General features: G+C 67.6%; 16 protein-coding genes. 7 read left to right on the forward strand and 9 right to left on the reverse strand.

Annotation, left to right across the window (positions count from 1 at the left end):
• Positions 1-9: 9 nt before the first annotated feature.
• Positions 10-1,644, forward strand: a complete 1,635-nt coding sequence (locus DX03_RS04385; protein ID WP_038686641.1) for an NAD+ synthase — start codon at positions 10-12, stop codon at positions 1,642-1,644.
• Between the two features lie 127 nt (positions 1,645-1,771).
• On the opposite strand, the gene DX03_RS04390 is transcribed toward DX03_RS04385, so the two are convergent.
• Positions 1,772-3,006, reverse strand: a protein-coding gene (locus DX03_RS04390; RefSeq protein ID WP_244880181.1) for an IS3 family transposase whose coding sequence is annotated in 2 segments (ribosomal slippage) — positions 1,772-2,655 and positions 2,655-3,006 — 1,236 coding nt in all. Because the reading frame shifts where the segments join, the coding sequence is not laid out codon by codon here.
• Between the two features lie 89 nt (positions 3,007-3,095).
• Positions 3,096-3,980 (reverse strand): outer membrane protein assembly factor BamD, encoded by an 885-nt coding sequence (locus tag DX03_RS04400; RefSeq protein ID WP_038686647.1) that lies wholly within the window; start codon positions 3,978-3,980, stop codon positions 3,096-3,098.
• A gap of 116 nt (positions 3,981-4,096) precedes the next feature.
• On the opposite strand from DX03_RS04400, the gene rluD reads away from it, so the two are divergent.
• Genes rluD through DX03_RS04415 form a run of 3 tightly spaced genes read left to right on the forward strand, consistent with a single transcriptional unit; the run spans position 4,097 to position 6,307 of the window.
• Positions 4,097-5,092, forward strand: a complete 996-nt coding sequence (gene rluD, locus DX03_RS04405; RefSeq protein ID WP_038686649.1) for a 23S rRNA pseudouridine(1911/1915/1917) synthase RluD — start codon at positions 4,097-4,099, stop codon at positions 5,090-5,092.
• Complete coding sequence (pgeF, locus tag DX03_RS04410; protein WP_038686651.1) at positions 5,092-5,871, forward strand: peptidoglycan editing factor PgeF; 780 nt, start codon at positions 5,092-5,094, stop codon at positions 5,869-5,871. The genes rluD and pgeF overlap by 1 nt, the downstream gene beginning before the upstream one ends.
• A gap of 4 nt (positions 5,872-5,875) precedes the next feature.
• Positions 5,876-6,307: a thiol-disulfide oxidoreductase DCC family protein gene (locus DX03_RS04415; RefSeq protein WP_038686653.1), complete on the forward strand. Its 432-nt coding sequence runs from the start codon at positions 5,876-5,878 to the stop codon at positions 6,305-6,307.
• 7 nt (positions 6,308-6,314) lie between these two features.
• Here DX03_RS04415 and DX03_RS20370 read toward each other — a convergent pair whose 3' ends face one another.
• From DX03_RS20370 to DX03_RS04440, 5 genes are all read right to left on the reverse strand, one after another.
• The gene (locus DX03_RS20370) at positions 6,315-7,652 is read right to left on the reverse strand and encodes an OmpA family protein (protein WP_051598744.1); all 1,338 of its coding nucleotides are present in this window, start codon (positions 7,650-7,652) and stop codon (positions 6,315-6,317) included.
• A gap of 689 nt (positions 7,653-8,341) precedes the next feature.
• Positions 8,342-9,706 carry an alpha,alpha-trehalose-phosphate synthase (UDP-forming) gene (gene otsA / locus DX03_RS04425; RefSeq protein WP_038686655.1) on the reverse strand — a complete coding sequence of 455 codons (1,365 nt, stop codon included), beginning with the start codon at positions 9,704-9,706 and terminating at the stop codon, positions 8,342-8,344.
• The gene (locus tag DX03_RS04430; RefSeq protein WP_038686657.1) at positions 9,703-11,484 is read right to left on the reverse strand and encodes a glycoside hydrolase family 15 protein; all 1,782 of its coding nucleotides are present in this window, start codon (positions 11,482-11,484) and stop codon (positions 9,703-9,705) included. The genes otsA and DX03_RS04430 overlap by 4 nt, the downstream gene beginning before the upstream one ends.
• Positions 11,485-11,581: 97 nt before the next feature.
• The gene (otsB, locus tag DX03_RS04435; protein WP_038691895.1) at positions 11,582-12,340 is read right to left on the reverse strand and encodes a trehalose-phosphatase; all 759 of its coding nucleotides are present in this window, start codon (positions 12,338-12,340) and stop codon (positions 11,582-11,584) included.
• Positions 12,341-12,573: 233 nt separating this feature from the next.
• Positions 12,574-15,024, reverse strand: a complete 2,451-nt coding sequence (locus DX03_RS04440; RefSeq protein WP_038686659.1) for a TonB-dependent receptor plug domain-containing protein — start codon at positions 15,022-15,024, stop codon at positions 12,574-12,576.
• Positions 15,025-15,267: 243 nt separating this feature from the next.
• On the opposite strand from DX03_RS04440, the gene DX03_RS04445 reads away from it, so the two are divergent.
• Together DX03_RS04445 and DX03_RS04450 are read left to right on the forward strand one after the other, a co-directional pair.
• Complete coding sequence (locus tag DX03_RS04445; protein WP_038686661.1) at positions 15,268-15,756, forward strand: DUF3574 domain-containing protein; 489 nt, start codon at positions 15,268-15,270, stop codon at positions 15,754-15,756.
• Positions 15,757-15,791: 35 nt separating this feature from the next.
• Positions 15,792-16,670 (forward strand): XAC2610-related protein, encoded by an 879-nt coding sequence (locus DX03_RS04450; RefSeq protein WP_102100603.1) that lies wholly within the window; start codon positions 15,792-15,794, stop codon positions 16,668-16,670.
• A 7-nt stretch (positions 16,671-16,677) separates the two neighbouring features.
• On the opposite strand, the gene DX03_RS04455 is transcribed toward DX03_RS04450, so the two are convergent.
• A complete protein-coding gene (locus DX03_RS04455; protein ID WP_038686662.1) occupies positions 16,678-16,989 on the reverse strand; it encodes a hypothetical protein in 312 nt (103 codons plus the stop codon).
• Between the two features lie 15 nt (positions 16,990-17,004).
• Entirely contained in the window at positions 17,005-17,295 is a 291-nt protein-coding gene (locus DX03_RS04460; protein ID WP_038686664.1) for a hypothetical protein, read from the reverse strand.
• A gap of 117 nt (positions 17,296-17,412) precedes the next feature.
• Here DX03_RS04460 and DX03_RS04465 point away from each other — a divergent pair, with 117 nt between their 5' ends.
• The gene (locus DX03_RS04465) at positions 17,413-19,134 is read left to right on the forward strand and encodes a thiamine pyrophosphate-dependent enzyme (RefSeq protein WP_038686666.1); all 1,722 of its coding nucleotides are present in this window, start codon (positions 17,413-17,415) and stop codon (positions 19,132-19,134) included.
• Positions 19,135-19,468 lie beyond the last annotated feature (334 nt).

The raw sequence follows: 19,468 nt of genomic DNA on the forward strand, positions 1-19,468 counted from the left end.
TGGACCTTCATGGCTTCGATCCGCATCGCGATGGCGCAGTTTGATTTCCCGGTAGGCGCCGTGGCGCAGAACACCGACAACATCATCGCCATGATCGCCGAGGCGCGCGATGAGTACGGCGCCGAACTGGTGGTGTTTCCGGAACTGGCCATCAGCGGCTACCCGCCGGAAGACCTGCTGCTGCGCCCGGGCTTCCTGTACGACTGCGAGCAGGCACTCAAGCGCATTGCCGCGGCCACCCACGGCATTGCCGCCGTGGTAGGCTGGCCGCAGGCCACCGGCTCGGTGGTGTACAACGCCGCCAGCGTGCTGCGCGATGGCAAGGTCGAGCACACCTACCGCAAGCGCGAGCTGCCCAATTACGCGGTGTTCGACGAACGCCGTTACTTCGACGTGGACCCGGACGGCGGCAGCTGCGTGTTCGAGCTGAAAGGCGTGCCGGTGGGCGTGCTGGTCTGCGAAGACCTGTGGTTCGCCGAGCCGCTGGCCGATACCGTGCGCGAAGGCGCGCAGCTGGTGGTGGTGCCCAATGCCTCGCCGTACGAGCGTGGCAAGCACGCCCAGCGCGATGCGCTGCTGGCCGAGCGTACGCGCGAGAGCGGGGCGGCCATTGCCTACCTGAACGTGGTGGGCGGCCAGGACGCGCTGGTGTTCGATGGCGCCTCGGTCGTGGCCGATGGCGACGGCACCGTGCACCCGGCCGCCGCCGCCTTCACCGACCAGTGGCTGGTGGTGGACTACGACGCCGCCACGCGTCGCTTCATGCCGCGTGAGTGGATCGACGACGGCGATGAAAGCATGGATGCGCTGGCCTGGCGCGCGGTCACCCGCGGCATCCAGGACTATTGCCGCAAGAACGGCTTCAAGAAGGTGTGGCTGGGCCTGTCCGGCGGCATCGATTCGGCCCTGGTGCTGGCCATGGCGGTCGATGCGCTGGGCGCGGACAACGTCACCGCGGTGCGCCTGCCATCGCGCTATACCGCCGGCATGTCCAACGACCTGGCGGCCGAGCAGTGCCGCGCGCTGGGCGTGAAGCTGGAGGCCGTTTCGATCGAGCCGGTGTTCGAAGGCCTGATGGCCGCGCTGGGGCCGATGTTCGAGGGCCAGGCCGCCGATGTGACCGAGGAGAACCTGCAGTCCCGCAGCCGCGGGGTGATCCTGATGGCGCTGTCGAACAAGTTCGGCGGGCTGCTGCTGACCACCGGCAACAAGAGCGAGTATGCGGTCGGCTACGCCACCATCTACGGCGACATGTGCGGTGGCTACGCGCCGCTGAAGGACCTGTACAAGACCGAGGTGTTCGGTCTGTCCAAGTGGCGCAACACCGTGGGTGGGGCGCCGGTGATCCCGCCGGCGGTGATCAGCCGCCCGCCCTCGGCCGAACTGCGCGACAACCAGACCGACCAGGACTCGCTGCCGGCCTACGACGTGCTGGACGGCATCCTGTACCGCTACGTGGACCAGGAGCAGTCGCGCGAGGAGATCGTGGCCGCCGGGTATGCCGCCGAGGTGGTGGACCGTGTGCTGCGCCTGGTGCGCACCAGCGAATGGAAGCGCCACCAGGCTGCGCCGGGGCCGAAGGTGTCGCGGCGCGCGTTCGGGCGCGAGCGGCGGTACCCGATCAGCAACGGGTACAAGGGCTGACGGGCGATCGGCCCGACCAACGGTCGGGCGCTACCGGCCATTCCCGGTAGGTGCCGACCGTTGGTCGGCATGGTCCCTGACCCGTCCTGCCATAGGTTGACACCTGTGGCGGATGAATCGGCCGCCGTCAGGCGGCCAAGGACGCCCGATGCACTGCATCGGGCGTCTGCATTTTAAGGGACAGGTGCGGCCGCTCGGCGTTATAGATCGCCACCGACTCGGCCACCATCTGCCGTGCCTGCGCCAGGTCCCGAGGGCGATGCAGCAGGAATTCGCCTTTCAAGATCCCATTTACCCGTTCTGCCAACGCATTCTGGTAGCAGTCGTAGCCGTCGGTCATCGAGCAGGTTACGCCGTGCGCGGCGTGGATCTTCTGGTAGTAATCCGAGCAGTATTGGATACCTCGATCGGAGTGGTGGACCAGTTGTTGACGCGTTTTTCGTCCTTTCAGCGCCATCTGCAACGCCTGGGCAACCTGCTCGGTCTGCAGCGTGTCGTGCACACTCCAGCCAACGATCTTGCGTGACCAAGCATCCGTAATCAGGCTCAGATAGACGAATTTCCCTTGCGTTGGCAGGTAGGTGATGTCGGCGACCCACACCTGCTCGCAGCCGGTGGGTACCACGCGCCCCTCGCCAGCTTTGAGCAGGTTGGGGTGCCGCCGGAAGCGGTGATGGCTGTTGGTTGTCTTGTGATATGCGCGCCGCATGGGCACCAGGAGCCGGGCATCACGAAGGACACCAAACAGGCGGTCCCGCCCCATCGCTATCCCCGATGCCTGCAGTGCCGGCCTGATCAGACCGTGGAGCTTGCGGGTGCCGATGCGTGGCTGACGGGCCCGATAGCCACCCACCAAGGCGATCGCCCGCGCGCCCTCGACCAGCTGCTGTTGTTGGCGATGGCCGGCTTTGTAGTACGCCTGCCGACTAATGCCGAAATGTCGGCAAGCCCTTGCCACGCTTAGGCCTTGGAGGCGCCCTTGCGTGAGGACTTGCCGGAAGGCTTTTTTACGATGCGTACCCCGTAGTCCTCTTTGAGGACATCGACGATGGCTTCGAAAAGCTGCGCTTTCTCGTTGGCTTCCCGCAGTTGCACCTGCAAGGCCTTGATCTGTTGTTCCGGCGTCAGCGGCTTGCCCGCCCCGCTTTTGGGTGAAGTGGTCATGGGGGCAGATGATGCACCACCCGACCAGTCCTGCCGACCATGTCGGCGAAGCCACTTCAGCACGGTACTGCTGCCTTGGATGCCGTATCGATCCTGGGCCTGACGATAGGTCAGCTCCCCACGCTCGATCTGGTCGACCACCGCCAATTTGAAGGCCAGCGAGTAATCCCGCTGGCTGCGCCTGAGTGTTGAATCCATTGAACATTCCTCTTCCTGTGGGAAAAGGTGTCAACTCAATTCAGGACGGGTCACCCAAAACAAAAAAGGCCCCTTTCGGGGCCTTTTTATTATTTGCGTTCCATCTTGGCGTTGCGCTGCCCGGTGCTGGCGGACTTCTCGCCGGCGAAGGGGTTCAGCTTGCGCACCATCCACGGGTACTTCGGCCAGTTGCCCTGCAGCCAGGGGTGCTCGGGCTGGTTCAGCTCCAGCACGCGGCGGGCGTCGTCGGCCAGGGTCTTGTTGCCCAGGCGGGTGTAGGCCTCGCCCAGGGTGGCCACGGCGTCGTACTGGAAGGCGCTCTGCGGGTAGGTTTCCAGCAGGTAGTTGGCACGACCCGCTGCCGATACCCAGGCCTGGCGGCGCAGGTAGTACAGGGCGTTGTCCAGCTCGTGCTGGGCGAACACGTCGCGCAGCTCGATCATGCGCTGGCGCGCGTCGGCGGCGTAACGGCTGTTGGGGTAACGGTCGACGACGATATTGAAGTCGGCGTAGGCCTGGTGCGGGGTGGACAGGTCGCGGCGGCTCGGGTCGAGCGCCCATACCCGGCGCAGGAACACCGTATTGCGGTTGCCGTTGGACAGGCCGCGCAGGTAGTACATGTAGGCGATGTTGCGGTGGGTCGGGTAGGTCCGGATGAAGCGGTCCACGCTGGACACCGCGTCATCGTGCTTGCCGGCCTTGTACTGGGCGTAGGCGGTTTCGATCATCGCCTGCTCGGTGTACGGGCCATACGGGTACTGGGCGATCAGGCGGCGGAAGTTGGCTTCGGCCCCGCTCCAGTTGCCGCCTTCCATCAGGCGGTGGCTCTTCTCGTAGATCTGTTCGACCGGCAGGCCTTCGTCCGGATTGTCACCTTTGGTGCCGCGGTGGCAGCCAGTGGCGACGAGGGCCAGGACCAGCAGCAGGGCGGCGGTGCGGACGGGCGCGGACAGCAAAGAAGAGCGTCGGATCATGGGGTCAGGGCGGGACGCGGCTGGAATACGAAGGGTCGATGATAGCCTAGTGGCCTGTCCTGCGACTGAAAGTGGTCGACGGGACCCCAAATTTGTCTCCCAGCGGTGCTTTCCCCATGTCCGATAACGCTTCCGAATCCGAATCCCCCCGCCAGGCCGTGGTGCCCGATACCGCCGCTGGACGGCGCTTCGACGCCGTCCTGGCCGAGCTGTTCCCTGAATTCTCCCGGTCCAAGCTGACCGAGTGGATCAAGTCCGGGGACGTCCTGCTGGACGGCCAGACCGTGCGCGGGCGCGACCCGGTGCGGGGCGGCGAGGTGGCCAGCCTGCATGTCGTGCTTGACACCCAGACCCATGCCGAGCCGGAAGACATCCCGCTGGAGGTGCTGTACGAGGACGAGCACGTGTTCGTCATCAACAAGCCGGTCGGGCTGGTGGTCCACCCCGGTGCGGGCAACCCCACCGGCACGCTGGTCAACGCACTGCTGTTCCGCGACCCCTCGCTGTCGGTACTGCCGCGCGCGGGCATCGTGCACCGCCTGGACAAGGACACCAGCGGGGTGATGGTGATTGCCCGCACGATCCAGGCGCAGACCGCGCTGGTCGAGCAGCTGTCGGCGCGCGAAGTGCACCGCCAATACCTCGCCATCGTGGTGGGCGCGCTGGTATCCGGTGGCACCGCCGATGCGGCCATCGACCGCCATCCGCGCGACCGCGTGCGCATGGCCGTGCGTGAAGACGGCAAGGACGCGATCACCCATTACCGCCTGCGGGAGCGCTTCCGTGCGCACACCGCGCTGGAATGCCGCCTGGAAACCGGCCGCACCCACCAGATCCGCGTGCACATGGCGCACCTGCGCCACCCGATCATCGGCGACCAGCTGTACGGCGGCGCGCTGAAGCTGCCCAAGGGTGCCAGCGATGAACTGGTTGCGCAGCTGCGCGGCTTCAAGCGCCAGGCGCTGCACGCCGAAACGCTGGAGTTCGTGCACCCCATCACCGGTGAGACCATCACCAACAGCGCGCCGCCGCCGGCGGACATGCTGGCCCTGCTGCAGGCGCTGCGCGAAGACAGCAAGCGCTTCGCCGAGCTGGAACGCGGGCGTCGCTGATGCCAACGCCGGTTCCGCTGCTGGCGGCCGACTGGCCTGCGCCTGCCGGGGTACAGGCGGGTACCACCCTGCGCTACGGCGCGGGTGGGTCGGTGCCGCCGTTCGATCAGTTCAACATGGGCAACCGCTATGCCGCCGAGGGCGACGACCCGGCCCAGGTGCAGCGCAACCGTGACCTGCTGCAGGTCGGCCTGGCCCTGCCGTCGGCGCCGCACTGGCTGCGCCAGGTGCACGGCACCACGGTGCTGCGGTTCAACGCTGCGCCCACCGCGCAGGGCGTGGAGACCGAGCCGACCGCCGATGCGGCGGTCACCTCGGTGCCCGGCGTGGTGCTGGCGATCCTGACCGCCGACTGCCTGCCGGTGGTGCTGGCCGCCCGCGATGGCAGCGAGATCGGCGCGGCCCATGCCGGGTGGCGCGGCCTGGCCGACGGCATGCTGGAAGCCACCGTGGCCGCCATGCGCACCCCGGCGGCCCAGCTGCAGGCGTGGCTGGGGCCGGCCGCCGGCCCGGCCCATTACGAGGTGGGCGAGGACGTATTTGCCGCCTTCGTCGAACGCGACGCGGGCGCCGAAGCGGCGTTCGTGGCCACCCGCCCGGGGCATTGGAAGGTGGACCTGTACGCGCTGGCCCGGCGCCGCCTGCACAGCGTGGGGGTCGACCCGGCGCAGATCAGCGGCGGCCAGCTGTGCAGCATCGATGACCCGCAGCGGTTCTACTCGCACCGGCGCGACCGCCGTACCGGGCGCATGGCGACCCTGGCCTGGATGGCGCGCTGAGCCCATGGACCGCACCCCCGCCGACGTCAACCGCAGTGCCGACCACGCGGTGATCGTGTTCGACGGGGTCTGCGCGCTGTGCAGCCGCTGGGTGCGGTTCCTGCTGCGCTTCGACCGGCAGGGGCGCTACCGGTTCGCGGCGATGCAGGGCAGCCACGGCCGTGCGCTGCTGCAGCAGCACGGGCTCGACCCGGACGATCCGCTGTCGTTCCTGTTGCTGGAGAACGGCCAGGCCTGGACCGATACCGACGCGATCCTACGGGTGTTGGCCGGGCTTGGCGGTGCCTGGCGGCTGACGGCCGTGCTGCGGCTGTTGCCTTCGGGCTGGCGCGATCGCGCCTACCGCGCGCTGGCGCGCAACCGCTACCGCTGGTTCGGTCGGCATGACAGCTGTTACCTGCCGGCGCCCGGACAGGCCGGGCGATTCCTCGACTGAGCCGGTTTCACCGGTCCTGCCAGGCCACGGCAACAGCGGTCCCTGCGTCGCGCTCCGGCGCACGCACCGTGTAGGTGATCCGTCGATTGCGTGCGCGTCCTGCATCGTCGCGGTTGTCGGCGACCGGGTACTGCTGCCCGAGGCCGGTGGCGACCAGCATCGAGGCCGGTACGCCGCGTTCCTGCAGTGCCTGCACCACCGCCGCGGCGCGCTGTTGGCTCAGCAGCAGGCTGGCGTCGGCGTGGCCGGTGCTGTCGGTGTGCGCGGCCACTTCGATGCGCGTGCTCGCCGGCAGCAGCGTCAGTGCGGCCGCCACGGCATCCACGGTGTCGGCACTGTCGCCGGTCAGCGCCGCCGAGCCTGCACGGAACTTCAGGGTGGTCCGGTTCAACGCCTCCACCACCGTGGTGGCCTCGGCATGCGCAGGCAGGGTGGCCAGCGCGGCCAGTCCCGGTCCCCACAACCCGGTGGTCTGCAGGTCGGCGAAGTGGTGGCGGAGCAGCCGGGATACCTCCAGGCGCTGCTCGGCGACCATCGCCGAGGTATCCACCCGCAATGCATCGCCGTTGAAGTCCAGCAACAATCCGTCGCCTTCCAGCTGCGCAATGCGGGCGGAAAGCCGGTCCAGCCAGCGTGGAGGGCGGGTGGCAGGATCCAGCTCGATCCCGCCGCGCACGTTGTCGCGCCCATACAGGGCGGTGAGCGCATTCCAGACCTGGCGGCGGGCGGCCTCGCTGGGCAGGCGCCCCTGCACCAGGAGGCGGTCGCCGTACTGGTGCATCGACAGCCGCGCATCGCGTTGTTCGGTGATGACCGGGGCCACCCAGTGTGGCGCGCGGATCTTCAGGTGCAGCCAGGTGGTGAACCCGATCAGCACGACGCCGGCCAGCATCCACAGCATGCCGCGCAGGGCCAGGCCCTGCACCGTGCGCGCCGGGGCGGGCGTGAGTCCCCGTGGGCGATGCAGGCCCGCAGGACCGAGTGCAGCGGCGCGCACAGGGCCGGACGCGCTGGCCAGCGCGACCAGGCCGGGCAGCAGCTCGCAGGCGATTACCCGGAACGTGCCGGGCGGAAAGCCGGCCCGGCGTGCCATCGTGACCAGCGCATGGGTGCGGACGGCGTGCTCCAGTTCGCTTGCCAGCACGGGGCGGGAGGGTTCGGTCGGTCGCTGCCAGCTACGGAACTGGGCGCCCAGCCCGGCCTGCTCGAACTGTTGCGCCAGGCCGTCCAGGCCCAGCGGGTGCGACGCGATCCAGCCGGCCAGCACGTTCACTACGCTGCGGGCGCGGTAGCCCAGCTCCAGTCGTGCGGCGGCATCATTGATGAAACGGTCGAGCGCTGACATGCAATCCATCCCCTTGAATGAACCGTGCACGCGACGGTGCACGAACCGGCCCATGCGATATGGATGGGCTCTTGGGGGCGTCACTTTGGTCAGGGACCGTCAATGCGAAATGAAATTTCGCGCGTGCTTTCGTCTCTGCGTGCCGTAGCGGGATCGCGATAAACGAGGTCTATTGCCGCAAGGCGTTGTGCAGCCGACGATTGCGTCGTGAGGCGCGTTGATTGCGACATCCGGCGGGACGATGGCCGCGCGCTGGACGACTTGTTTCATCTGCAATCAATTCGTGCGGAAAGCGTCATCTGTTGCGCGGTGCCCGTTGGTCGATACGAATAAGTTGGTGGGTGTCGATGGCCGGCCGGCACGAACAATCCGGTGGGTGCCGATGGTCGGCCGGCGAACAACCCGGTAGAGCCGACCGTTGGTCGGCTGCACCGCGCAATGCGCGGTGCATGCATCGGGTATCGCGGCGCCGGGAGGAAGGGCAGCCGACCAACGGTCGGCTCTACGAGTAAGGAATCAACATTGCGCCGGGTGACGATACGAACACCCCGGTAGAGCCGACCATTGGTCGGCTGCACCGCGCAAGGCGCGGCGCGTGCATCCATCAGGTATCGCGGCGCTGGGAGGGAGGGCAGCCGACCAACGGTCGGCTCTACCCCTGAGGGGCCCGCATTGCACTGGGTCCGCCCTCAGCCCTCCAGCGCCTGCAGGTAGGTCTGCCGCCAGTGGTTGATGTCGTAAGTGCGCAGATGCTCCATCATGGCCTGCCAACGCTCGGTGCGCTTGCGCAGGGGCATGGTGGCGGCGGTGGCGATTGCATCGGCCACGCCGTCCAGGTCGTGCGGGTTCACCAGTAGCGCCTGCTTGAGTTCATCGGCTGCGCCGGCCAGCAGCGACAGCACCAGCACGCCGGGGTTCTCCGGGTCCTGCGAGGCCACGTATTCCTTGGCGACCAGGTTCATGCCATCGCGCAGCGGGGTGACCAGGCCCACGGACGCCGCACGGTAAAAGCCGGTCAGGGTGGCATGGGTGAAGTTCTGGTTGACGTAGCGCAGCGGGGTCCAGTCCGGTGCCGCATGGCCACCGTTGATGTGCCCGGCGATCTGTTCCAGCTGGCCGCGCAGCTGGCGGTACTCGGTGACATCACCGCGCGATACCGGCGCGATCTGCAGGTAGGTGAGGCTGCCGCGCTGGTCCGGGTGGCGTTCCAGATACCGCTCGAAACCCTGGAAGCGCTCCGGCAGGCCCTTGGAATAGTCCAGCCGGTCCACGCCGATGGCCAGCTGGCGGTCGCGCAGGCTGTTGCGCAGGTCGCGCACGGCCGGCTTGTTGGCGCCGGCCTTGGCCTGGCGCTCGATGTGGCCGGTATCGATGCCGATCGGGAAGGCGGCGGCACGGAAGCGTCGGCCACCGGGCGCTTCCAGTTCGCCATCGGACAACACCCGGCCGCCCCCGAACAGGCGCACGTAGGACTGGAAACGGTCGGTGTCGCGCTGGGTCTGGAAGCCCACCAGGTCGTAGGCGTAGAGGCTGGAAAACAGCCGCAGGTGGTCGGGCATGGCCTGCAGCAGGTCGGCCGAGGGCATCGGCACGTGCAGGAAGAACCCGATGCGGCACCCGATGCCACGCTCGCGCAGCAGCGAGGCCAGCGGAATCAGGTGGTAGTCGTGGATCCACACGATGTCGTCTTCGCGCAGCAGCGGCGCCAGCTTTTCGGCGAACAGTGCATTGACTCGCCGGTAGGTTTCGCGGGTGGCGCGGTCGTAGTCCACCAGGTCCAGGCGGAAGTGCAGCAGCGGCCACAGCGTGCGGTTGGCAAAGCCGTTGTAGTAGCCGTCCACGTCGGGCTTGTTGAGGTCCATGGTGACGTAGCGGATGTCGCCCTCGGTCTGCTCATGCAGCGCACCGCTGGCGTCGCGCACCGACTTGCCGCTCCAGCCGAACCACAGGCCACCGCGTTCCTTCAGCGCGGCCAGCAGCCCTACTGCAAGCCCGCCGGGCGCGGCCACGCCGGGTGCCGCGACGCGGTTGGAGACAACAACCAGCCGGCTCATGATGCTTCCTGCCAGCTGCGCGACAGACGCATCGCTGCGGTGATCAGGCCTACGTGCGAATAGGTCTGCGGGAAGTTGCCCCAGGCCTCCCCGTTGTCGAACGCCAGATCTTCGGAGAGCAGGCCCAAGTGGTTGCGGCGTTCCAGCAGGGTCTCGAACATGTCGCGCGCTTCGTCCATGCGGCCGATTGCCGCCAGCGCGTCGATGTACCAGAAGGTGCAGATGGTGAAGCTGGTTTCCGGCTCGCCAAAGTCATCCGGTGCGACGTAGCGGTACAGCGCATTGCCGTGCTTGAGGTCGCGGCCGATCGCCTCGACGGTGGCGATGAAGCGCGCGTCGTGCGCTTCGATGAAGCCGATGTCGGCCAGCAACAGCAACGAGGCATCCAGGCGGTGACCACCGAAGGTGTCGGTGAAATGGCCGAGGTCGTCGCTCCACGCTTCATGCAGGATGCGCGCGTGGATGGTGTTGGCACGGTCGCGCCAGTAGTCCGCGCGGTCGTCCAGCTTCAGGCGGATGGCGATCTTGCACAGCCGGTCGCACGCGGCCCAGCACATCGCACTGGTATAGGTGTGCACTTCGGTGCGGCCGCGGAATTCCCACAGCCCCGCATCGGGCACGTCGTGCAGGGCGAAGGCCTGCTCGCCCAGTGGCTCCAGTCGCGCGAAGGTGTGCGCGTCACCGGGATCCTGCAGGCGCTGGTCGAAGAACAGCTGCGTGGAAGCCAGCACCACGCTGCCGTACACGTCGTGCTGGCGCTGTACCCAGGCCAGGTTGCCGCGCCGCACCGGGCCCATGCCGCGGTAGCCGTCCAGCGAGGCCACTTCGGTTTCCTCCAGCTTGGCCTCGAAGCCGATGCCATACAGCGGCTGCAGGCTGCCATCGGTGGTGGCCAGGTTGAAGATGTAGCCCAGGAACTGTTCCATGGTGCGGGTGGCACCGAGCCGGTTGAGCGTGCGCACCACGAAGGCGGCATCGCGCAGCCAGCAGTAGCGGTAGTCCCAGTTGCGGATGCTGCCGGGCGCTTCGGGAATGGAGGTGGTCATCGCGGCGATGATCGCGCCGCTGTCTTCGTACTGGCACAGCTTGAGGGTGATTGCGCTGCGGATCACCGCGTCCTGCCATTCCAGCGGAATGGACAGGTAGCGCACCCATTCGCGCCAGTAGTCGCGGGTGCGCTGGAAGGACTCCTGCACGTACCCGCTGAGCGAGCGGTTCAACGATTCGTCCACGCCCAGCACCAGGTGCACCGGGTGGCTGAGCACGAACGGCAGGCCGTCGCGCACGAACCGCAGCGGCACGTCGGTGGTGAGGCGCAGCACGTGGTCGGGCAGCTCCCAGCGGATGTGGTTGCTGCCCCACGTGGAGGCCGGCACGCGTGCGCCCCAGTCGGCCAGCGGGCGGGCGCGCACGATGATGCGTGGATTGCCGGCCAGCGGGCGCACCTGTCGGATCAGGCTGACCGGGCGGTAGAAGCGGTCGTTCTGACGCCAGCGCGGCGCGAAATCGATGATTTCCAGCGCGCCGCCGTGCTTGTCGTGCAGCACGGTGCGCAGGATCGCGGTGTTGGTGAGGTAGCTCTGCTCGGTGCCGACCAGGTCTTCGAGCTCGATCGCGAAATCGCCGCCTTCGTTCTGGTTGGGGCTGAGCAGGGCGCAGAAGGTGGGGTCGCCATCGAAGGTAGGCAGGCAACTCCACACCACGCGCGCCTGCTGGTCGATCAGGGCGCCGAAGCTACCATTGCCGACCACGCCAAGATTCAGATCAGGTTGTTTCATGGGCACTGCAATCTCGCTCAAGGCAGGCCGCTGCACGCAAGGCCAGCGGCACGTTGGATGGAGCGCCCACGCGCGGTGTGGCGTGGGCGGGAAAGGATCAGTAGGCGTTTTCCTGCAGCCAGGCATGCACGCTGCGGATGTGCGGCAGCGCGAATACGGCGGCGCTGGGGCTGCGCGCGCCCACCAGGACGCTCCAGCCGTGTTGCGCATTGGCCGCATCGAAGCCGAACTCGTCGGTGAGGTCATCGCCCAGGAATACCGGCAGGCGGCCACGGAACGGCGGGTGCTGCATCAGTTGCTGCAGGGCGCGGCCCTTGTCGCTGCCTTCGGGAACAAACTCCACGACGTGGTCGCCAGGTTGCAGGCGGTAGCCGGCATTGCCGCGGATGTGCCGCTCGGCGAACGCGCGTACGTCGCTGGCTGCGTGCGGCGCGCCACGCCAGTGCAGGGCCAAGCTGCGGCCCTTGTCTTCGACCAGCACGCCGGGATGGCCGTGCGCGAAACGCATGGCCTGCTGGTGCACGGCGTGCAGCCATTCACTGGTGTCGGTGGTGTCCGTGGGACTGTCGAGGCGGCCATTGGCACTGCGCAGCTCGTGGCCGTGCAGGCCGGCGGCAGGCAGGTGCAGGGGGGCGAACAGATCGTCGAGCTGGCCGAGCGGACGGCCGCTGATCAGCGCGACCGCGCCTTCCAGGCGATCACTGATGCGCCCGATCGCATCACGCACTTCCGGCAGCAGCGTGACCGCTTCGGGGTCGCGTTCGAATTCAATCAGGGTGCCATCCACGTCGAGGAACAACGCGCAGGCATCGTCCAGCAACGGCGGCGGCGGACGTGGGGGGAGGTCGTTGGCCATGCCCGCCAACATGCCAGCGTGGGTGTGATCGTCAGGTCATGGCATGGTGCGGCGCGTTGTTTTCACGCGCGGTGCGCGCCGCGCATTCCCCCCACGGCGCAGGTGCGGCGGCGGGGATCAGAGCAGCCGACCAACGGTCGGCTCTACCTGTTTCCGTTCACCGCCCGGTAGAGCCGACCGTTGGTCGGCTGCACAATCCGGTAGAGCCGACCGTTGGTCGGCTGCACCCCCGGTCAGAACGTATACCGCACCCGCCCGTAGTAATACGCACCATTGCTGCCCACCGGCGACAACACGTCATACGGCAGGTTGCCGTAGTAGTAGATATCGTCGTTGGACAGGTCCGAGTAGTTGTCGGTCAGGTTCTGCCCGCCCACCGCCACGCTCCACTGCGGGGTGATCTTGAACTCCACTTCCGCATCCAGCTGCCACTCGGCGCCGTAGGTCTGGCGCGGAATGAAGCCGTCGCCGAAGTTGAACACGCGGGTGACGCTGCCATAACGGTTGACCCGGCTGCTCAGCGACCAGCGGTCGTTGCTCCAGCTGGCCGCCACCGAACCGCGGGTGCGCGGGGTGGCGTCGGTGAGGGTGTTGGTTTCCTCCACGCCGAACAGCACGTAGTCCGGGTCCAGCGCGAGCAGGCTGGCCGGCGTGGCCAGCACGTTCTTCAGCGTGGTCTTGGTGTACGCATAGGTGCCGGTCAGCACCAGCTCACCGTTGCCCAGCGACTGCCGCCAGTTGCTCACCAGCTCGGCACCGCGGGTGCGGGTGTCGGCGGCGTTGACGAAGAAGCTGGCGCTCTGCAGGCCGGCCACGCCGAACTGCTGCTGCACGTAGTCGGTGAGTGCATCGCCGGTGATGCTCTCCGACAGCGCGATGCGGTCGTCGATATCGATCTGGAAGAAATCCAGCGACACATCGAAGTGGTCGCCGATGCGGCTGGTGAAGCCCAGGCTGGTATTGAGCGACTTCTCCGGCTTCAGCGCGGTGGCGCCCAGGCCGCGCGCGATCGGGTTGTTCACCGACAGCACCCGGCCCTGCACCAGCTGCCCGGCCGCGTTGTAGCCGGTGGAGGTGGATTCGTAGCCGATCTGCGCCAGCGACGGGGCGCGGAAGTTGTTGGAGATCGCACCACGCAGCGCGAACGCCGGGGCGAACTCGTAACGCAGGCCGAGCTTGCCGGTGAGCTCGCCGCCGAAGTCGTCGCTGTGCTCGTAACGCGCGGCCAGGTCGCTGGAGAAGTGCTCGCCGAACTGGCTGGACAGGCTGACGTAGGCGCTGGCCACGTCGCGCGACAGCGTGGTGGCGTCCTGCGGGGTCAGGCCGCCGCCGGCCTGCGAGCCGGTCGGGCGGTCGGTGAACGGGCCGGCGGCATAGCTGCTCGGGTCGCCCGGGCGGGTCTGGTAGTGGTCGCGCCGCGCCTCCACGCCCAGGCCAAGGCTGTGGGTGATGTTCTCGCCCTGGCTGAACACCCGACCCAGGTCGAGGTTGGCCACGGTCAGCTCGTTGCGGTAATCGCCGGTCTTGAAGCGGGTTGGGCTGGTGGGGCCCAGCGAGGCATTGAGCGAGTTGCGCAGGCGGTAGGTGAAGCTGTTGGTGCCGTAGTCCAGGCTGGCGTCGTAGTTCCACTCGCCCCACTGGCCCTTGGCGCCGGCCACGGCCTGCACGTCGCGGTTTTCACCCTCGGAAATCGGCCGGTAGCCGTTCGGGTACACCTGCGCCCAGTTGGCGTCGCTGTCGGGGTAGCGGAAGTAGTTGGCGCCTTCGCTGTCGCGCTGGTTGAAGGTGCTGAAGAAGTAGAACTTGGAGGTCTCACCGAACGGCAGCTCGGTATTGATCCAGGCGTTCAGATCCTTGGTCTTGCCGTCGCCCAGCACGTAGTTGCGCTGGCCCTGCAGGGCCAGGTTGGTGGCGCTCTGGTCCCACGGCGGGATCTGGTCGAAGCCGGCGCGGTTGGTGCCTTCGTGGTTCTTCAGCTCCAGGCCCACGCGCAGGAAGCCGCCCTCATCGCCCAGCCGGGTGCCGACCTTGGCGCTGGCGTAGCTGGTCTGGCCGTCGGTGATGGTGCGGTCGATGGGCTTGAGGTCGGTGTGGTTGGCACCGAAGCTGGCCTCGAACGCGCCGCCTTCCGGGGCGTCGTCGAGGATCACGTTGATGACCCCGGCCACCGCGTCGGAGCCGTACAGCGCGCCGGCGCCGTCGCGCAGCACTTCGATGCGCTTGATCGCGCTGATCGGAATGGCGTTGAAGTCCACTGGCGTGGTGCCCTTGCCGATCTTGCTGTCGGTGTTGACCAGCGCGCTGCTGTGGCGGCGCTTGCCGTTCACCAGCACCAGTACCTGGTCCGGCGACAGGCCGCGCAGCTGCGCGGCGCGGATGTGGTCGGCGCCGCCGGAGTTGGACTGGCGCGGGAAGTTGAACGAGGGCAGCAGCGCCTGCAGCGCGCTACCCAGTTCACCATTGACCACACCGGCCTTGCGGATGTCCTCGGCGGTGAGCACGTCCACCGGCGAGGTGGACTCCAGCACGGTGCGGTCCACCGCGCGGGTGCCGGTGACAATGACGGTGTCCAGCGTGGTGGCCGAGCCGGGCGCGTCCTGCGCATGTACGTCCTGGGCGAGCAGGGGGGAGGAGAGGACGAGCGCGATGGCAAGGCCAAGGCGCGACGCGGACGGACGGGACATGCGGACTCCAGCAGGACGACGGGGGGAGGAGGAAGGGGTGGGGCAGGGGGACTGGGGTTGCCGACAGGTCGTCGGCACTACCAATCCATCCGGATGAAGCGATATATTATCTTGGCGTGATGACCCCATGGGATGCAAGTCCCATCGCAAAGGGCATCAGCAGATAGCCGTTGGTGATCTGCACGGGAACCGGATGTCCTGCACGCTTCCTCCCCTCTGCAAGCCTGTTTCTGGAGTGTTTTGATGAAGTCCCATGCCCTACTGTTCGCCCTCGTGCTGGCCGCCAGCGGTTGTGCCACCGCCGCACCCGCTGCCAAGCCGGTTGTGCCGACGCCCGCCACCGCCACGGCCACCCTGCAGGGCGATGCCGCGCGCCCCGACGCCGCCGCCGGTTGGGTGCGCAGCGAGCTCTATTTCGGCGTGGGCGAGGAAAGCGGCGCCTCCGAGCGCAAGCAGACCGATGCCATCACCGAGGCGCAGTGGCGCGCGTTCCTGGACAAACACGTCACCCCGCGCTTCCCGGACGGCCTGACCGTGTTCGATGCCTACGGCCAGTGGCTGTTCCGCGGCGCGGCCGAACCCAACCGCCTGCGCACCAAGGTGCTGGTGGTGCTGCACGAGAACACACCGCAGCGCCGTGCCGACATCGAGGCGATCCGCCTGGCGTGGAAGCAGGCCACCGGCCATCAGTCGGTGCTGTGGGCGCAGCAGGCGGTTGAAGTATCGTTCTGATCCCGAGCGCCAGCGTGGCGCGGCAGGAGCTGGGTATGAACTGGAATGGTTGGCTGCGCTATGCGCAGCTGTGTGGCCTGATGCTGGCGGCGTGCGTGCCGGTGGCTGCGCATGGTGCGGAGCCCGATACCGCGCTGCGCATCACCTTCGCACCTGGTCAGGCTGCCACCGTGCAGATACAGCCCGATCGGAGTATTGCCGTGCTGTTCATTTCTTCGGGAAAACGCGAGGTAATCCCTCGGCTCGACATTGTGAACGAAGATTCCGCACCGCGTCTGAGGGCCGAGGATGTCGATTTCGATGGTCACCCCGAGTTGGTCGTCAGTGGACCCGTGGGTATGGTCAACGAAGCGGTGGCGGTGTATCGCTACGATCCTGGACGGGAGAAGCTGGTGGCGCTGGAACCGGCCTCGCATCAACGTGCGCGTTGCGGCGGCCTGATGGGGCTGGATGTGGACACCGGCAACCGCACCTTGAGCAGCAGCTGCCGCAGCGGCGCGATGGGGTACGTGGACCTGTACCGCTACCACGACGGGCGGCTGTATCTGTACCGCGCCGAGCGCGCCCTGATGCTGGGCGATGCGCTGGAGGCGACGATCTTCGTCAAGCAGACCGCCGACAGTGGCCCGATGGCGGTCTGGACCACGTATGACCCTACCGGCAAGGTGCTGGAAACAGCGATCTCCGACGGGCTGGTGGCACCGCGTAGTGACCGGCGATTGCTGGCCTTCAGCGGCCAGGTGGTGCCGGCGCGGCTGCCGCTGTACGCCCGTCCCGGCGACACCGCCACCCGCCGCTATCTGGTGCGCGAGGACCGGGTGGAACTGATGGATGAGAAGGACGGCTGGGTGAAGGTGCGCTACGCCAACCCGACCCGGGGCGACATTCTCGGCTGGGTCAACGCGAACCCTTGAGCCGCGCTCAGTCGCCCTCGCACTGGATATGCAGGCCGTGGCGCTGCGCCTGGTCGAACAGCAGGATCAGGCGCAGGCCCACCTCGGCCAACGGCCCCTCCGCGCCATCGGGATGCTCCAGCAACCGGTCGATCACTTCCTGCACCAGCGCGGCGGCCTGCCCCGGCGAAATACGCGGCGCGCCGTAGAACTCCTGCTGTAGCCGGCTCAGCTGCGGGTAGCGGCTGTTGTCGGGGCTGAGAATGGCCTCTTCGTGGGTGTCGATCCACGCATGCCGCATGCGCGGCCCGGCGTCGTCCAGGTACAGGTCAAATGCCATGCGTGCCTCCTGGGCTCATTGGTGCTGCCAGCTCACCGGCTGGCCTTGGCGCTGGCCGGTGGCCAGCCACAACAACAGCCGCAGTCCGCTGCGGCGGACCACCGTATCGGCGGGATCCTGGTCGGCCAAGCAGGCCAGAAGCGCGTCCATCGCGGCCGGCAGGTCATCGGGCGCGACACCGCCGCGGGGTGCACGCAGCAGCTGCGCCAGCCACGGATGCGCCGCCGGGTCGATGCCGTGCAGCCACTGCTGCTCATGGAAGGACAGGAACTGCTGCGTGGTGGCGCAGCGCAGCGCAATCTGCATGAGCCTCAAGGCCAGTGAACGGGCCAGCCAATGTATAGGCATTTCACGCCACCTGCCTACAGGAAGATCACCTGCGGCTGGCTAGGCTGGGGGTCCCCCGTCCAAGGCTGTTCCCCCATGAGCAAGCGCGTTGCCGAGATCGTGGTTGAAACCCTGCAGGCTGCCGGTGTCCGTCATTGTTACGGCATCGTCGGCGATACCCTCAACTACGTCACCGATGCCATCCACCACAGCGATATCGAGTGGGTGCACATGCGCCATGAGGAAGTGGCCGCGTTCGCCGCCGGCGCCGAATCGCTGATCAGCGGACAGCTCACCGCCTGCGCCGGTTCGTGCGGGCCGGGCGGGCTGCACTTCATCAATGGTGTATTCGAGACCAACCGCAACCGCGCGCCGATGGTGCTGATTGCCAGCCAGGTGGTCACCGCCGAGCTGGGCATGGAGTTTCCGCAGGAGGTCGATTTCAAGGCGGTGTATGCCAGCTGCAGCGTGTTCTGCGAGCAGGTGCACAGCCCCGAACAGGCGCGCCGCGTGGTGGCGCTGGCCTGCCAGGCGGCCATCAGCCGGCGCGGCGTGGCCGTGGTGATCCTGCCGGCCGACATCAGCGAAGCGATGGTCAAGCACGACGTGCCGTTCTCGGTGCACCACACCCAGCCGGTGCTGCGCCCCAGCGATGACGAGCTGCAGCGCATCGCGGCCTTGATCGGCGACGGCAAGCGCGTGGGCATCTACGCCGGGGCCGGCTGCGAGCATGCGCACGACGCGCTGGTGGCGCTGGGCGAGCGGCTGCAGGCGCCGATCGCACACACCTCGCGGGCCAAGGATTTTGTCGAGCATGACAACCCCTACAACATGGGCATGACCGGCATCTTCGGGATCGAATCGGGCTACCACACGCTGATGGCCTGCGACACGCTGCTGTTGCTCGGCGCCGATTTCGCCTGGGGCCAGTACTACCCGGACAAGGCCACGCTGATCCAGGTCGACCGCGATGGCAGCCACCTTGGGCGCCGCCACCCGGTCACCCTGGGCGTGGTGGGCGACATTGGCCCGACCCTGGACGCCCTGCTGCCGATGCTGCCCCCGCGCCAGGACCGCAGCTTCCTGGACGAGTGCATCGAACACCGCGAAAAGGCGCTGGCCACGCGCGAGAAGGAAGAGCAGCCGGGCGAGGGCGAACTGATCCATCCGCAGCACCTCACCGCGTTGATCAACCGCCACGCCAACGACGATGCGCTGTTCACCGCCGACGGTGGCTCGCCGATGGTGTGGATCCTGCGCCATATCCGCACCAATGGCCGCCGCCGCACCCTGACCAGCCTGCTGCACGGCACGATGGCCAATGCGATGCCGCAGGCGCTGGGCCTGCAGAAGGCGTATCCGGGTCGGCAGGTGATCTCGCTGTCGGGCGATGGCGGCATTGCGATGCTGCTGGGCGACCTGCTCACCGCCGTGCAGGAAGACCTGCCGATCAAGGTGGTGGTCTACAACAACAGCTCGCTGAACTTCGTGGAGCTGGAGCAGAAGGTGGAAGGCCTGCTGGACAACTACACCGACCTGAAGAACCCCGATTTCGGCCGCCTGGCCGAGGTGATCGGTTTCTACGGGCGCACCGTGACCCGCTCGGAAGACCTGGAGCAGGCGGTGAAGGATTTCCTGGCCCATCCGGGCCCGGCGCTGCTGGACGTGCACACCAGCCCGACCGAGCTGGTAATGCCGCCCCAGGTGGAAGCCAAGCAGGTGGCCGGCACCGCGCTGTATGCGGCCAAGGCGTTGCTGAGCGGGCGGGTGGGGGACGTGCGTGATCTGCTGGCGAACAATTTCCTCAACAAGCCCTGAGCCCGTGGAGGGTCACCACCAACGGTGGTGACCTACCGGGGTGGCGGGCGTCACCACCAACGGTGGTGACCTACCGGGTAGGTGCCGACCGTTGGTCGGAACGGCGCTGGCTGGCTGCCGACACCGTCGGACCCACCCCGGTAGTGCCGGCCGCTGGCCGGCTCCCGATACCGTCGGACCCACCAAGGTAGTGCCGGCCGCTGGCCGGCTCCCGATACCGCCGGATGCATCTGAGGAGCCGGCCAGCGGCCGGCACTACCGGATGCAATGGCCGCTTGGATCACGGGGCGGCAGCGCGTATGCGCTGACGCGTACACCCCCGGCGTTCCACCCA

Origin of the sequence: Stenotrophomonas rhizophila (assembly GCF_000661955.1) — a bacterium.
In the GTDB taxonomy this organism is placed as follows: Bacteria; Pseudomonadota; Gammaproteobacteria; order Xanthomonadales; family Xanthomonadaceae; genus Stenotrophomonas; species Stenotrophomonas rhizophila.